This window comes from Micromonospora sp. NPDC049060 (assembly GCF_040649055.1).
Lineage (GTDB): Bacteria > Actinomycetota > Actinomycetes > Mycobacteriales > Micromonosporaceae > Micromonospora > Micromonospora reichwaldensis.
In genome coordinates, this window is the sequence record NZ_JBEZEV010000085.1 from 14,433 (window position 1) to 29,881 (window position 15,449).

A 15,449-nucleotide genomic window follows, 5' to 3' on the forward strand; every position below is an offset into this window, starting at 1 on the left:
GCGGCGGGGACTCGCAAGCTCATTCCTCACGCTCACGGGAAAGAAGGCTACCGTTGGCTGGTGCCCGAACTACCGGAGGTTGAGGCGCTCACGGACTACCTGCGTGAGCGGGCGGTGGGGCGGCGGGTCGACCGGTTGGAGGTCGCCGCGATCAGCGCCCTGAAGACGTACGACCCGGCGCCGACCGCCGCCGCCGGGCGGACCGTGACGGACGCCCGCCGGCACGGCAAGTTCCTCGACGTGGTGCTCGACGGCGACCTGCACCTGGTGGTCCACCTGGCCCGGGCGGGCTGGCTGCACTACCGGGAGGCGTTTCCGTCCGCCGCCCCGCTGCGCCCCGGCAAGGGCCCGATCGCGCTGCGGGTACGCCTCGACGACGGTTCCGGCTTCGACCTGACCGAGGCCGGCACCCAGAAGAGCCTCGCCGTCTACCTGGTCACCGACCCGCAGGCGGTGCCCGGGGTGGCCCGCCTCGGCCCCGACGCGCTCGCCGCCGACCTGGCCACCTTCACCGAGCGGATGCGCAGCCGCAAGGGCCAGGTCAAGGGGGTGCTCACCGACCAGACGGTGCTGGCCGGCGTCGGCAACGCGTACTCCGACGAGATCCTGCACGCGGCGAAGCTGTCCCCGTTCGCGATCACCAACCGGCTGACCGACGAGCAGTTGGCGACCCTGCACGCGGCGACGCGGGAGGTGCTCGGCGACGCGGTGCGCCGCTCGGTCGGGCAGAAGGCGGCCGAGCTGAAGGGCGAGAAGCGCTCGGGGCTGAAGGTGCACGCCCGGACGGGGCAGCCCTGCCCGGTCTGCGGGGACACCGTCCGCGAGGTCTCCTTCGCCGATTCCAGCCTCCAGTACTGCGCGACCTGCCAGACCGGCGGGAAGCCGCTCGCTGACCGGCGGTTGTCGCGACTCGTACGGTGAGTGACGACACTGCCGACTACGGAACGGAATCGGCCATCCCGCGCCGAAGGTCTGAGTTGCGGCTCTACCGGGCCCGTCATCCATCGGTATAGTGGCTCGGTCCCCGGCTTCTGAAATGGCGCGGAGCCGGCCAGACGCCCAGCGGCACCACACCCGCCGCGTTGTCCCCCGGGTCAGCGCACGGGTCGGCGCCCGCGTGGGAGACTGGGACGGTGGGCGACCGGGCCCTCACGGTGAGTGAGCGGCTCGTGTCATGCGGGAGGACATGGGTGAGGTGACGACAAGCCTCCAGCGCCCGGTAACCAACACAGGCCGGAGCAAACTCGTGCGGCACGTCGACAGCTTCGAGATCCAGCCGCCGGCACCGCCGTCCCACAACGGCGTACCCCGGTCCGCGTGGGCTCGGGCCCGCCGTCGCGTGTCCCGCTGGCACCGCCCCTACATCACGCTCCTGCTGCTGCTCGACTTCGCAGCCGCCGCGGTCGCCAGCCTGATCGCCATCGAGACGTTCGACCAGTCGCGGGCGGGCTTCTACAACGCCGAGCAGGACCCGACGTGGTTCCACACGGTGGCGTTCGGCCTCCTGCCGCTCGGCTGGCTCGTCAGCCTCTGGGCCAACCGGGCCTACGACCGGCGCTACCTCGGCCTGGGCCCGGACGAGTACAAGCGGGTGATCCGGGCCGGCGTGGCCGTCGCCGCGACGGTGTCCTTCCTCGCCTTCGCCACCAAGACCGACCTGTCCCGCTACACGGTCGGCACCGCCCTGCTCGCGGCGCTGCTGCTGATCCTGCTGAACCGGATGCTCTGCCGCTTCGTGCTGCACGTGGTCCGGCGCAACATCAGCCAGGCGGGTCACCGGATGGTGCTGATCGGCACCCTGCCGGAGTGCCTTGAGGTCTACACGGCCGTCACCCGCAACCCGGCCGCCGGGCTGATGCCGGTCGCCATCCACATCACCGACGGCTACGCGGCGGCCAAGGGCATCGAGACCCCGGTCCCCGTGTACGCGGGCCGCGACGTCCTCGCCCTCGTCCGGGAGGTCGGCGGCGACACGATCGCGGTCTGCGGCTCGGCGAGTTCCGAGCCGGGCGAGCTGCGCCGGCTGGCCTGGCAGCTGGAGGGCTCGGGCGTCGACCTGGTCGTCGCCCCGCAGCTGACCGACATCGCCGGCCCCCGGGTGCACATCCGGCCGATCGAGGGCCTGCCGCTGCTGCACGTCGAGGAGCCGACGCTCTCCGGTCCGGCGCTGCTGGCCAAGAACCTGATGGATCGGGTGGCCGCCGGGTTCGGCCTGCTGCTGCTGGCCCCGGTCTTCCTGTTCATCGCGATCGGGATCCGGATCTCCGACCCGGGCCCGGTCTTCTTCCGCCAGCCCCGGGTGGGCCACGAGGGCCGCACCTTCCGGGTCTGGAAGTTCCGCACCATGTACGTGAACGCGGAGGACCGGCTGGCCAGCCTGGTCGACCGGAACGAGACCGACGGCATGCTGTTCAAGATGAAGGAGGATCCCCGGGTCTTCCCGGTGGGCCGCTTCCTGCGCGCCTCCTCGCTGGACGAGCTGCCGCAGTTGATCAACGTGTTGAAGGGCGAGATGTCCCTGGTCGGGCCGCGCCCGCTGCCCGCCGACGACGGCGACTTCCTCGGCGACGTACGCCGCCGCCTGCTGGTCCGGCCGGGCATGACGGGGCTGTGGCAGGTCTCCGGCCGCTCCGACCTGTCCTGGGACGAGGCGGTCCGGCTCGACCTCTACTACGTCGACAACTGGTCGCTGGCGTACGACCTGAGCATCCTGTGGCGCACCGTCGGGGTGGTGCTCGCCCGCAAGGGCGCGTACTGACTCTTGGCGTGTGGGCCGGCAGGGGCCAGGATCGCTGCGTGGGTGGCAACCTCTCGGGCGTCTTCGGCGTCGTCTCGCTGCTCGCCGCGCTGGGTGCGGCCCTGTTCGCGGTGGTCCGGCTGCGCGCGCGGCGGGGCATCGCCACGGCCACCCAGCGGGCCACGTACGAGGTGCTGCACACCGCCGGGCTGGCCGCCGAGCCGCTGCGCGCGGGCCTGAGCACCGCGAACGCGGCGAAGGCCATACGCCATCTGCGGGCGCTGGTGGGGGCGGCCGGGCTGGCGCTGACGGACCGGGAGAGCCTGCTCGCCCTCGACGGGCGGGGCGGGCACCACCACGCGCAACTGGTCGCGGCGGCCCGGCGGGCGGTGGCGACGGGCCGCTCGACGGTCCTCGGCGAGCCGGAGCTGCACTGCGACCGGGTCGACTGCCCGGTACGCGGCGCGGTGGTCGCCCCGCTGACCGGTGCGGACGGGCGCAGGGTCGGGGTGCTTGTCGCGGTCGCCGACGGCCAGCCGGAGCCGGGCCTGGTGCAGGCCACCCTGGAGACGGCGCACTGGGCCGGCAACCAGCTCGCCCTGGCCGAGCTGGACTCCTCGCGGGAGCGGCTGGCCCGCGCCGAGGTACGCGCCCTGCGCGCGCAGATCAGCCCGCACTTCATCTACAACGCGCTGACCGCGATCGGCTCGTTCGTCCGCACCGACCCGGACCGGGCCCGGGAGCTGATCCTGGAGTTCGCCGAGTTCACGCGGTACTCGTTCCGGGCGCACGGCGAGTTCACCACGCTGGCCGAGGAGCTGCGCTCGATCGACCGCTACCTGACCATCGAGCGGGCCCGGTTCGGCGACCGGCTCCAGGTGCGCCTCCAGATCGCCCCGGAGGTGCTGCCCGTGACGCTGCCGTTCCTCTGCCTGCAACCGCTTGTGGAGAACGCCGTCCGGCACGGGTTGTCCCGCAAGCCGGGCACGGGCATGGTGAGCATCGAGGCCCGGGACGCGGGCACCGAGTGCCACATCACCGTGGAGGACGACGGAGTGGGGATGGATCCGAGCACGCTGACCGCCGGCATCGCCGAGCTGGCCGGCGCCGCCGGAGAGCCGGGCGACGCCGCGCTGGCCGGCGTGGGGGACGACCCGGGCCAGCACGTCGGGCTCTCCAACGTCGACGAGCGGCTCCGGTCGGTCTTCGGGGACGGCTTCGGCCTGGTCGTCGAGACGGGCCTCGGCTCGGGTACGAAGGTGAGCATGCGGGTGCCGAAGTTCCATCCCGGCGTACGGGCCGGCTCGTGATCGAGCGGGCCGTGGAGGTGGGGGCGGCCGGGTTCCTGCGGGTGCTGGCGGTCGACGACGAGCCGCCGGCGCTGGACGAGTTGGCGTACCACCTGCGGGCCGACCCCCGGGTGGCCCGGCTGCACACGGCGGGGGACGCGACGGAGGCGCTGCGGGTGCTCCGCGACGGCGACGTGGACGTGGTCTTCCTCGACATCCGGATGCCCGGGCTGGACGGCATGGAGCTGGCCCGGGTGCTGCGCCGCTTCGCCCGGCCACCGGCGATCGTCTTCGTCACCGCGTACGACGACGGGGCGGTGGACGCGTTCGACCTGGGCGCCACCGACTACGTCCGCAAGCCCGTACGCGCCGAGCGGCTCGCCGAGTCGTTGCGCCGGGTGATCGGCGCGCGGGTGGTGCCGTCGCACCCGGCGGCGCTGGCCCGGGCGGAGGAGGATCCGACCATCCCCATCGAGCTGGCCGGCACGACGCGGATGCTGCCCCGCTCGGCGGTGCGCTGGGTGGAGGCGCAGGGCGACTACGCCCGCCTGCACACCGCCGACGGCTCGCACCTGGTGCGGGTGTCGCTGGCGACCCTCGCGGAACGCTGGGCGGACGCCGGGTTCGTCCGCATCCACCGGTCCTACCTGGTGCAGCTCAAGCTGATCGCGGAGCTGCGGCTGGTCAACTCCGGCTACGTCGTGGTGATCGACTCGGCGGAACTGCCGGTCAGCCGCCGGCACACCCGCGAGCTGAAGGACAAGCTGGTCCGCGCGGCGAAGCAGGACTGGAGCCGCTGACCCGGTCTGCACGCCCTCGGCACGTGCTCTCCCGGCCCTCTCCCGCCTAGGCCCCCTCCCGCCCGTGGCCCCTCTTCGCCCTCGCCCTCTGCGGCGGCCCGGACGCGGCCGACTCCGGGCGAGGCATTACCCCGCCTGGCACCCTGTCGAGCTGCCCCATCTGTAAGACCAAAGGGCGCGGACGCTTCCGGTCCCATGGACGGGGCAGCTCGACAGCGCCTCAGCTTGGGGTCGCGCGGGGACCTTGTCGACTTGGGGCCACGCGGCCCACCGAGTCCCCACTGCTGCGGCGGTGACGCGAGCATCCCTGACGATCAGCATCTCGGCAGGTCGTCGCCCTCAGATTTTCCTCAGGGTCGGGAATACCCAAGCATTGTCGTACGCTGTACGGTACTCCGTACGACAATTGGAGGCCGCCTTGTTCGACGCCGCGACCGAATTCGACCGTCAGCTCGACCGGCTGGTGGAGCTGGGCTATCCGACCCTGGCCGAGCTGACCGAGGACGCCTTCCGTGACCTGGTCGCGCCGCTGCGCGCGGCGGCCGTCGCGGGGGCGGCCGACCTGCCCGCCCCGACCGAGGGGCGGGTGCCCTTCCTCCTGGTGGTCACCCGCGACCTGGTGCCGGTGGCGGAGCGCGTCGCGCTGACCACCCTCGCCGGCAAGCGGAAGCCGGGGATCGTCGACCGGCACTACGCCGAGGGTGACCTGCCGAAGTTCGACCCGATCAAGGAGCTGGAGGTGCCGGCCGGGCCGGCGTACCTGCTCTTCGACGTCGACCGGGGCGAGGAGACGCTGAACCTCGCGCCCGCCGCCGCCATGGAGGTGATCACCGGCCAGGACCGGCTGCCGCTCACCATCGACGAGGGGCTCGCCTTCGTCACCCTCTACCCGGAGGCGCTGGCGAAGAACAAGTGCTTCTCGCTGGTCGGCTCCCGCTGCGGCGACAAGCGGGTGCCGGCGCTCTGGATCAGCCAGAACGCGCCGAAGCTCGGCTGGTGCTGGTACGGCAACCCGCACACCTGGCTCGGCTCCGCCTCCGCCCGTCCCGAGCGCGTCGGCCTGGAGCACGTCAGCCTGGAGCACGTCGACACGAAGTGAGTGCCGCGGCGGGGTGACCAACCACCGGCCGCCCCGCCGCACTCTCCACGAGTTATCCACAGGGGTGACCCGTTCTCCACAGGTTGTCCACAGCCCGGTGTGGACGGCTCCGCCCGAGCCGGCCCGGGCGGACGTGACGCCGACGGCCGCCCTTGACAATCGCGGCGATCGGGCGAGACTGCCGAGGTGGCCGCTGCCGACGATCCCGTCCCCGCGCCCCGGCAGGGCGGGTCCGGGTCGCCCGAGCACGCGGCCCGGTCCGGGGTGCCGCAGCACGCGGGCCGGTCCGGGGTGCCGCAGCAGGCCCCGGTCGCCCAGCCCCGGGCGCGGATCGTGCTGGCCGAGGTGTCCCGCCGCGAGGACCGGGCGGAACGCACCCGCGCCGAACTGGCCCAGCAGACCCGGGTCGGCGACGCGCTCGTACGGGGGCTGGTCCGGGCCCAGTTCGCGCTGGCCCTGCGGCTCTCCCTGGTGGTGGCGATCGGGCTCGGCGGGCTGCCGTGGCTCTTCGCCGTCGCGCCCGCCGTCGGCCGGGTCACCGTGCTCGGCGTCAACCTGCCCTGGCTGCTGCTCGGGGTGGCGTCGTTCCCGTTCCTGATCGCCGTCGGGTGGGCGTACGTGCGGCTGGCGGAACGCAACGAGCAGGACTTCACCGACCTGGTCCAGCGGCCGGAGCGCTGAGGTGGGCAACGGCTTCGTCGTACCGGCGATCGTGGCGGTCACCCTGGTCACCGTCGGCATCGGCTTCTACGGGCTGCGGCTGGCGCGGACCACCTCCGACTTCCTGGTCGCCTCGCGGGCGATCAGCCCCACCTGGAACGCCGCCGCCATCGGCGGGGAGTACCTGTCGGCGGCGAGCTTCCTCGGGGTCGCCGGGCTGATCCTCAAGTACGGCGTCGACGTGCTCTGGTACCCCGTCGGCTTCGCCGCCGGCTACCTCGCGCTGCTGCTCTTCGTGGCCGCGCCGCTGCGCCGCTCCGGCGCGTTCACACTGCCGGACTTCTGCGAGCTGCGGCTCGGATCGCGTCGGCTGCGTACCCTCGCCACCGCCTTCGTGATCTTCATCGGCTGGCTCTACCTCGTGCCGCAGCTCCAGGGGGCGGGGCTGACGCTGGCGACGGTGACCGGCTCGCCGTACCCGTTGGGGGCCCTGCTGGTGGCCGTGGTGGTCACCGCGAACGTCGCGCTCGGCGGCATGCGCGCGATCACCTTCGTGCAGGCCTTCCAGTACTGGCTGAAGCTGACCGCGCTGGCCGTACCGGCGATCTTCCTGGCGTTGCAGTGGCAGGCCGACGCCCGCCCGGCGGTGACCCCGCCCGACGGGCCGGCGTTCCGGACCGCGACCACCGTCGTGGTCGAGCATCGCGCGACCCTCACCCACCCCGACGGCCGGATCCAGGAGGTACGCCCCGGCGACGAGCTGTCCTTCGCCGCCGGCGACCCGGTGCCGGAGGTGTCCGGGGTCGCCACCGACGCCGCCGACTGGCTGCTGCCCAGCGCCGCCGGGGACGACGACCGGGGGCTGTTCGCCACGTACTCGCTGATCCTGGCCACGTTCCTCGGCACCATGGGGTTGCCGCACGTGCTGGTCCGCTTCTACACCAACCCCGACGGCGCCGCCGCCCGCCGCACGACGCTGGTGGTGCTCGCCCTGGTCGGGGCGTTCTACCTGCTGCCCACCATCTACGGGGTGCTCGGCCGGATCTACACCCCGCAACTGCTGCTCAGCGGGCAGACCGACGCGGTGGTGGTGCTCCTGCCCGGCGCGGCGCTCGGCGACGGCACCGCCGGCCGGCTGCTCGCCGCGCTGGTGGCGGCCGGTGCGTTCGCGGCCTTCCTCTCCACCTCGTCGGGGCTGCTCACAAGCGTCGCCGGGGTGATCTCCACGGACGTGCTGGGGCGCGGCTCGGTACGCGGCTTCCGCCTCGCCACGGTGATCGCCGGGGCCGTGCCGACGGTCCTCGCGCTCAACCTCGCCGGGCTGGACGTGTCGCAGGTCGTCGGGCTGGCCTTCGCGGTCGCCGCATCCAGCTTCTGCCCGCTGCTGGTGCTCGGCATCTGGTGGCGCGGGCTGACCGACCTCGGCGCCGCCGCCGGGATCCTGGTCGGCGGCGGTGCGGCGGTCGGGGCGGTGCTGGTCACGGTGCTCGGCCCGCCGCTGTCCGGCTGGCCGGCGACGCTCACCGCGCAGCCGGCCGCCTGGACGGTGCCGCTCGCCTTCACCGTGATGGTGGCGGTCTCGATGGCGACCCGCCGCCGGGCGCCGGCCGACATCGGCGCCACCATGCTCCGCCTGCACGCCCCGGAGGCCCTCCGCCTCTGACAGGTACGACTCGGGGATGACCGGGGATCATCCTGCGGCCGGAGCAGCCGCTGGTCCGGGCCGGATACGGTCGACGCATGACTGCTGAGCACCCGGCGCTCGCCCTGCGTGGCCTGGCAAAACACTTCGACGGCAAGGTCGCCGTCGCCGGTGTCGACCTCGACGTGCCGGCCGGGTCCTTCTACGGCCTGCTCGGCCCGAACGGCGCGGGGAAGACCACCACCCTGTCGATGGCGGTCGGGCTGCTCCGGCCGGACGCCGGGGGCGCCCGGGTGCTCGGGCACGACGTCTGGGCCGACCCGGTGCGGGCGAAGCAGCTGCTCGGCGTGATGCCCGACGGCGTACGGCTCTTCGACCGGCTCAGCGGCGCGGAGCTGCTCGCGTACCACGGTCTGCTGCGGGGGATGGACCCGGCGGTGGTCGACCAGCGGGCGGCGGAGCTGCTGGACGTGCTCGCGCTCGGCGACGCCGGCCGGACGCTGGTGGTCGACTACTCGGCGGGCATGAAGAAGAAGATCGGCCTGGCCTGCGCGCTGCTGCACGGGCCCCGGCTGCTGGTGCTGGACGAACCGTTCGAGGCGGTCGACCCGGTCTCGGCCGCGCTGATCCGGGACATCCTGCACCGGTACGTGACCGGGGGCGGCACCGTCGTCTTCTCCAGCCACGTGATGGAGGTCGTCGAGCGGCTCTGCTCGCACGTGGCGATCCTGGCGGCCGGCACCATCAAGCGCGTCGGGCCCATCGACGAGGTGCGCGGCGGCCGCTCGCTGGAGCAGGTCTTCGTCGAGGTGGTCGGCGGCCGTACGGCGACCGGCGAGGAGTTGGCGTGGCTGTCGCAGTGACCGGACCGACCGTCTCCGCCCAGCCCGCCCGGCGGGTCTCCGCCCGGCACTTCGTCCGGCTCAAGCTGCGGGTGATGGGCAACAACTTCCGGGGTCAGGGCTGGCGGGTCGCCCTCTTCGTGGGCGGCGCGGTGCTCGGGCTCTGGTTCGCCGGCACCGGGTTCTTCCTCTTCGCCGCGCCCGGCCTGGCCGACTCGAGCCGCTACGCGCTGATGGTGGCCGCCTTCGGCGGCGGCCTGACGGTGCTCGGCTGGTTGCTGCTGCCGCTGGTCTTCTTCGGGGTGGACGAGACTCTGGACCCGGCGAGGTTCGCGCTGCTGCCGCTGCCCCGCCGCACGCTCGTCTCCGGGCTCTTCGCCGCCGCCTTCGTCAGCGTCCCCACGATCTCGGTGCTGCTGGCCCTGTGCGGGCTGGTGGTCACCGCCGGGGCGCTGGGCGGCTGGTCGGCCGCCGCGGTCGCCTTCGTCGGGGTGGTCGGCGGGCTGCTGCTCTGCGTCGCCGCGGCCCGCGCGGTGACCAGCGCCTTCGCCACCGCGCTGCGCTCCCGCCGGGTCCGCGACCTGGCCGCCGTGCTGCTCGCCGTACTCGCCGCGCTTCTCGGGCCGTTGCAGCTCCTGGGCATCGCCGCCCTCTCCGACGCCGACTGGGACCGCCTCCAGGGGGTGGCCGAGGTGGTCGCCTGGACCCCGTTCGGCGCTCCCTGGACGGCCGGCATCGACGTGGCCGAGGGCCGCGTCTGGGCCGCACCGGTGAAGCTGCTGATCACGGCGGTGACGATCGTCGCGCTGCTGGCCTGGTGGTCCCGCTCGCTCGAGTCCGCGATGGTGGGCGCGGCCAGTGCCGGGCCGGCCCGCGCCCAGCGTGGTACGACCGGCGGGGCGGTCGCCCAGCTCTTCCCGAGGGCCCTCGGCTGGGCCCGGCGGGACCGGTTCGGCGCCCTCGTCGCCCGGGAGGCCCGCTACTGGTGGCGGGACGCCCGGCGCCGGGCCAACCTGATCACCGTCGCGGTCGTCGGTCTCTTCGTGCCGGTCATGGTCAACCTGGGCGGCTCGGGCTTCACGATCGACGGCGCGGAGGGGTTCACGCCCAGCTCCGACCCGTCCCCGGTGCTGTCCAGCCTGTCGATGCTCTTCGTCGGGCTGCTCGCCGCCGTCACCCTGGCCAACCAGTTCGGCTTCGACGGCAGCGCGTACGCGGCGAACGTGGTCGCGGGCGTCTCCGGCCAGCAGGAGCTGCGCGCCCGGATGGCCGCGTTCTCGCTCTACGTCCTGCCGATGCTGGCGGTGATCGCCGTGGTCGTCGCGGTGGTCATCGGCGAGCCCGGCTGGATCGGGCTGATGGCGGGCACGCTGTTCGGCACGTCCGGCGCGGGGCTGGCGGTGAACTGCTTCGTCTCGGTGCTCGGGGCTTACTCGCTGCCGGAGACGAGCAACCCGTTCGCGTTGAACACCGGTGCCGGGATCGCGAAGAGCTTCCTCACCCTGCTGGCGATGCTCGCCACCGCGGTGGCGGCGGTGCCGATGGTGGTGGCCGCCGGGCTGCTCGGCGACGTGTGGCTCTGGCTGGCCCTGCCGCTCGGGGCCGCGTACGGCCTGGGGGCGGCGCTGCTCGGCGCGTACCTGGCCGGCGACGTGCTGGACCGCCGGATGCCGGAGCTGCTCGCCACGGTGACCCCGCGCCGCTGACGATCGGACAGGACAATGACCTGATGCCCGTAGTCGAAGCGGTGATCACCGTGCCGGTCCCACCCGAGGTGGCCTTCGCGGTCTCCCAGACCACGGCGCCGGTGCGCTACCGGTGGGACCCGTTCGTACGCGAGCAGCACTTCACCGACGGGGCGACCCGGCCCGGCAAGGGGGTGCGGACCTTCACCCGGTCCCGGCACGGCCTGGTGATGGTCAGCGAGTACGTCTCCTGGGCCCCGCCCAGCCACGTCGGGATGAAGATGGTGCACGGGCCGTGGTTCTTCGAGATGTTCGCCGGAGGGTGGCGGTTCGCGCCCGCCCCGGAGCCCGGCCACGCCGTCGCCACCTGGCGGTACAGCTTCCGCTGCCGGCCCGCGTTCCTGCGCCCGGTCGCGGACCGGATCGGCTCCTGGCTGCTCGGCCGCGACATCCGCCGCCGGATCGCCGGGTACGCCGCCGGCTGCACCGACCCGGAGGTGCTGGCCGCCGCCCGCCGGTCACTCACCGCCAACGACTGACCCCTCCAGCGGTACGCGCACCTCGTCGAGTTCTTGGCAGGGAACGGCCCCTGGAAGGGCGCAGAACGTCCAAGATCTCGACCAACTGAGCGTCACATCCGGGCCCGTCGGGGCGGGGCAGGCCGCACAATGTTTCACGTGAATCATGAGCCGGGCGCCGAGATCCACCACATCGACCCGTTCGCCGTGCCCGCCGACCAACGCTCGCCCGTACGCCGGTTGCGGGGTCGGCTGGCGTCGCCGGTGACGCTCTGGACGGCGCCCGAGCCGGCGGGCCTGACGGTCTCCTCGACGCTGGTCGCGGAGGGCGAGCCGGACCGGCTGCTCGGCCTGGTCGACCCGGAGTCCGACCTGTGGGCGGCGGTCGAGTCCGCCGGCCGCTTCGCGGTGGCGCCGCTGAGCCCGGCGCACCGGCAGCTCGCCGACCGGTTCGCGGGCCTCTTCCCGTCCCCCGGCGGCCTGTTCGCCACCGGCGCCTGGACCGACACCCCCTACGGCCCGGTGCCGGCCGACGCCGGCGGCTGGGCGGGGTGCCGGCTCGACTCCGCCCGCGAGTACGGCTGGGGCCTGCTGGTGGAGGCCACCATCGAGGCCGTCGAGCTGACCGGGGAGACGGACCCGCTGCTGCACTACCGGGGCCGCTACCGCGAGCTGACCTGACGACCGCACACCACCGACCGGGCGCCCGCTCAGCGGGCCGGGCCGCGCTGGGCGACCGGTGAACGGAGTGAGCTGCGTCACTCGGCGCAGCCACCGTGCCGTTCGGCGCAGCCGCCGACCGGCGTCGATCTCGCCCTTCCGTGGCAGGGAGCGCGCTTTCTACCGTGCGCGAAACTCCCCACGCCTGTGAAGGTGGTGATCCACGAATGTCCACGGACACACCCGCGTCCACGCCGTCGACCTCGGCGGCGGACCGGTACCTGGCCGTGCAGCGGTCGGACGAGTTCGCCGGGTTGCGGCGCACGCTGCGCGGCTTCATCTTCCCGATGACCGTCGCGTTCTTCCTGTGGTACGCGCTCTACGTCATCCTGTCCGCGTACGCGCGGGACTTCATGGGCACGAAGCTCTTCGGCAGCAACATCAACATCGCCCTCGTCTTCGGCCTGCTCCAGTTCGTCTCGACCTTCCTCATCGCCTGGCTCTACTCGCGGTTCGCCGACCGGAAGATCGACCCGGTCGCCGACCGGATCCGTGCCGAGATGGGGGAGGTGAGCAATGAACACGGTCCTCGCGGCTGAGGCGGGCAGCACCACCGCCCGCAACCTCACCATCACGCTCTTCCTGGTCTTCGTGGCGGTGACCCTGGCCATCACCATCTGGGCCAGCCGGCAGACCAAGACCGCCACCGACTTCTACGCCGGTGGCCGGTCCTTCTCCGGCTTCCAGAACGGCATGGCCATCGGCGGCGACTACATGTCGGCCGCCTCGTTCCTCGGCATCGCCGGCATGATCGCCCTCTACGGCTACGACGGCTTCCTCTATTCCATCGGCTTCCTGGTCGCCTGGCTGGTGGCGCTGCTGCTGGTCGCGGAGCTGCTGCGCAACTCCGGGCGGTACACGATGGCCGACGTGCTGGCGTTCCGGATGCGCCAGCGCCCGGTGCGGACCGCCGCCGCCGTCTCCACCATCACGGTGTCGATCTTCTACCTGCTGGCGCAGATGGTCGGCGCGGGCGCGCTGGTCGCCCTGCTGCTCGGCATCAAGCCGGGTACGACGTTCCTCGGCATGGACGCCGACACCGCCAAGGTCGCCACCATCATCATGGTCGGCGCGCTCATGATCGTCTACGTCACGGTGGGCGGCATGAAGGGCACCACCTACGTGCAGATCGTCAAGGCGTTCCTACTGATGGGCGGCGCGACGATCATGACGGTGCTGGTGCTGGCGAAGTACAACTTCAACCTGTCGGAGCTGCTCGGCGCCGCCGCGGCCTCCTCCGGCAAGGGCGACGCGCTCCTCGGACCGGGGTTGCGCTACGGGGTCGAGGTGGCCGGCGACGCGACGCAGACCTTCTACAACAAGATGGACCTGCTGTCGCTCGGCATCGCGCTGGTGCTCGGCACCGCCGGCCTGCCGCACATCCTGATCCGCTTCTACACCGTGCCGACGGCGAAGACGGCCCGCAAGAGCGTGCTCTGGGCGATCGGCATCATCGGCACCTTCTACCTGCTCACCCTGGCCCTCGGCTTCGGCGCGGCGGCGCTGGTCGGCAGCGAGGCGATCACCGCGCAGGACAAGGCCGGCAACACGGCCGCGCCGCAGCTCGCCGAGGCGCTCGGCATCGAATTCCTCGGCGGCGATCTCGGCGGGGCGACCCTGCTCGCGGTCATCGCGGCGGTCGCCTTCGCCACGATCCTGGCCGTGGTGGCCGGCCTGACGCTGGCCTCCTCGTCCAGCCTGGCGCACGACTTCTACGCCAACGTGATCAAGGACGGTAAGGCGTCCGAGCGCCAGGAGGTCAGGGTCGCCCGGGTCTCCGCCCTGGTGATCGGCGCGATCTCGATCGTGCTGTCGATCTACGCACAGAACCTGAACGTGGCCTTCCTGGTGGCGTTGGCGTTCGCGGTGGCCGCCTCCGGCAACCTGCCGGCGATCCTCTACAGCCTGTTCTGGCGGCGGTTCAACACCTCGGGCGCCGTGTGGGCCATCTACGGCGGCCTGCTCTCCGCCGTACTGCTGGTGTTCTTCTCGCCGGTGGTCTCCGGAGCGGCCACCTCGATGTTCCCCGAGCACGACTGGCAGTGGTTCCCGCTGTCCAACCCCGGCATCCTGTCCATCCCGTTCGGTTTCCTGTGCGGATGGATCGGCACCGTGATCTCCAAGGAGCACGACGAGGAGAAGTACGCGGAGCTGGAGGTGCGTTCCGTCACCGGCGCCGGCGCCCACTGACGACCCGACAGATGCAAGGAAGGGTCCCTTGTTGTCGCCTGGCGATGACAAGGGACCCTTCCTTGCGTCAGGGCGGCTCGGGGCAGTGGGTAGGCTGACCGGCATGAACGCTGTTGCCCGCTTCGGACCCGGTCACCGCATCCTCGTCACGGGCGGCGCCGGCTTCGTACCGTCGCACCTGGTGGACTCCCTGATCGCTCGCGGCTGCACCGTGGTCGCGCTCGACAACTTCATCACCGGGTCGAAGGAGAACGTCGCCCACCTGCTGGACGAGCCGAACTTCACCCTGGTCGAGGCCGACATCTCCGACGGCCTGCCGACCCACCACCCGGCGATGGCCGAGCGGTTCGACGCCATCCTGCACATGGCCTCGCCGGCGAGCCCGACCGACTTCGAGAAGCTGCCGGTGGAGATCCTCCGCGTCGGCTCGGTGGCCACCCTGCACCTGCTGGAGCGCGCGGTCGCCGACGGCGCCCGCTTCCTGATGGCCTCCACCTCCGAGGCGTACGGGGACCCGAAGGTGCACCCGCAGCCCGAGTCGTACTGGGGCAACGTCAACCCGATCGGCATCCGCGCCGTCTACGACGAGGCGAAGCGCTTCTCCGAGGCGGCCACCATGGCCTACCACCGGAGCCGGGGGCTCGACACCGCCATCGTCCGGATCTTCAACACGTACGGCCCGCGGATGCGTCCGGACGACGGCCGGGCCATCCCGACCTTCATCTCGCAGGCGCTGCGCGGCGAGCCGATCACCGTGCACGGCACCGGCAACCAGACCCGTTCGATCTGCTACGTGTCCGACCTGGTGCACGGCATCCTGCTGCTCCTCGACTCCCGCGAGACGGGGCCGATCAACTGCGGCACCGAGCACGAGATGAGCATGCGGCAGCTGGCCGAGACCATCGTGTCGCTCACCGGGAGCAGCTCCGAGGTGACCTACATCACCCGCAGCGCCGACGACCCGGAGATGCGCCGCCCGGACCTGACCCTCGCCCGCGAGCTGCTCGGATACGAGCCGACCGTGGCACCCGAGGACGGCCTCCGCCGCACGATCGAGTACTTCCGCGAGCGGATGGTCTAGCGAATGCCCGCCGCCGGCGCACACGTCGGCGGCGCCACAGGGCGACAGTGGCTACGCGTACGTACCCTGAGTTACATGTCAGCGACCATGCCCGCCGGAGTTCCACTCCCGCACCTGTACCGCAGCGCCGGGCGCGCCTCGGTGCCCGGCCCCGGCCGGGACGCCGGCCGCGCCCGGCCGGCCGAG

General features: G+C 72.6%; 14 protein-coding genes. All 14 read left to right on the plus strand.

Annotated elements, in window-relative coordinates:
- The first annotated feature begins 60 nt into the window (after positions 1-60).
- A complete protein-coding gene (locus tag AB0B83_RS24490) occupies positions 61-921 on the plus strand; it encodes a DNA-formamidopyrimidine glycosylase family protein (protein ID WP_357580126.1) in 861 nt (286 codons plus the stop codon).
- Positions 922-1,186: 265 nt separating this feature from the next.
- On the plus strand, positions 1,187-2,758 hold the full coding sequence (locus AB0B83_RS24495) for a sugar transferase (RefSeq protein ID WP_357580136.1): 1,572 nt from the start codon (positions 1,187-1,189) through the stop codon (positions 2,756-2,758).
- A gap of 38 nt (positions 2,759-2,796) precedes the next feature.
- Positions 2,797-4,047, plus strand: a complete 1,251-nt coding sequence (locus AB0B83_RS24500; protein WP_357580127.1) for a histidine kinase — start codon at positions 2,797-2,799, stop codon at positions 4,045-4,047.
- A gap of 17 nt (positions 4,048-4,064) precedes the next feature.
- Positions 4,065-4,826 (plus strand): LytTR family DNA-binding domain-containing protein, encoded by a 762-nt coding sequence (locus AB0B83_RS24505; RefSeq protein WP_357580137.1) that lies wholly within the window; start codon positions 4,065-4,067, stop codon positions 4,824-4,826.
- A gap of 418 nt (positions 4,827-5,244) precedes the next feature.
- Positions 5,245-5,925 carry a DUF5701 family protein gene (locus AB0B83_RS24510; RefSeq protein WP_357580128.1) on the plus strand — a complete coding sequence of 227 codons (681 nt, stop codon included), beginning with the start codon at positions 5,245-5,247 and terminating at the stop codon, positions 5,923-5,925.
- Between the two features lie 291 nt (positions 5,926-6,216).
- A complete protein-coding gene (locus AB0B83_RS24515; RefSeq protein WP_357580138.1) occupies positions 6,217-6,606 on the plus strand; it encodes a hypothetical protein in 390 nt (129 codons plus the stop codon).
- Position 6,607: 1 nt separating this feature from the next.
- Entirely contained in the window at positions 6,608-8,248 is a 1,641-nt protein-coding gene (locus tag AB0B83_RS24520; RefSeq protein WP_357580129.1) for a cation acetate symporter, read from the plus strand.
- 77 nt (positions 8,249-8,325) lie between these two features.
- Positions 8,326-9,090: an ABC transporter ATP-binding protein gene (locus AB0B83_RS24525; RefSeq protein WP_357580130.1), complete on the plus strand. Its 765-nt coding sequence runs from the start codon at positions 8,326-8,328 to the stop codon at positions 9,088-9,090.
- Positions 9,075-10,775 (plus strand): ABC transporter permease, encoded by a 1,701-nt coding sequence (locus tag AB0B83_RS24530; RefSeq protein WP_357580131.1) that lies wholly within the window; start codon positions 9,075-9,077, stop codon positions 10,773-10,775. The genes AB0B83_RS24525 and AB0B83_RS24530 overlap by 16 nt, the downstream gene beginning before the upstream one ends.
- Positions 10,776-10,798: 23 nt before the next feature.
- Positions 10,799-11,293, plus strand: coding sequence for an SRPBCC family protein (locus AB0B83_RS24535; protein ID WP_357580132.1), 495 nt, complete (start codon positions 10,799-10,801; stop codon positions 11,291-11,293).
- Between the two features lie 96 nt (positions 11,294-11,389).
- A complete protein-coding gene (locus tag AB0B83_RS24540) occupies positions 11,390-11,953 on the plus strand; it encodes a flavin reductase family protein (RefSeq protein WP_357580139.1) in 564 nt (187 codons plus the stop codon).
- Positions 11,954-12,159: 206 nt separating this feature from the next.
- The gene (locus tag AB0B83_RS24545) at positions 12,160-12,531 is read left to right on the plus strand and encodes a DUF485 domain-containing protein (protein WP_357580133.1); all 372 of its coding nucleotides are present in this window, start codon (positions 12,160-12,162) and stop codon (positions 12,529-12,531) included.
- Entirely contained in the window at positions 12,509-14,182 is a 1,674-nt protein-coding gene (locus tag AB0B83_RS24550; RefSeq protein ID WP_132240519.1) for a cation acetate symporter, read from the plus strand. The genes AB0B83_RS24545 and AB0B83_RS24550 overlap by 23 nt, the downstream gene beginning before the upstream one ends.
- Before the next feature lie 103 nt (positions 14,183-14,285).
- Entirely contained in the window at positions 14,286-15,263 is a 978-nt protein-coding gene (locus tag AB0B83_RS24555) for a UDP-glucuronic acid decarboxylase family protein (RefSeq protein ID WP_357580134.1), read from the plus strand.
- The last annotated feature ends 186 nt before the right edge of the window (positions 15,264-15,449 follow it).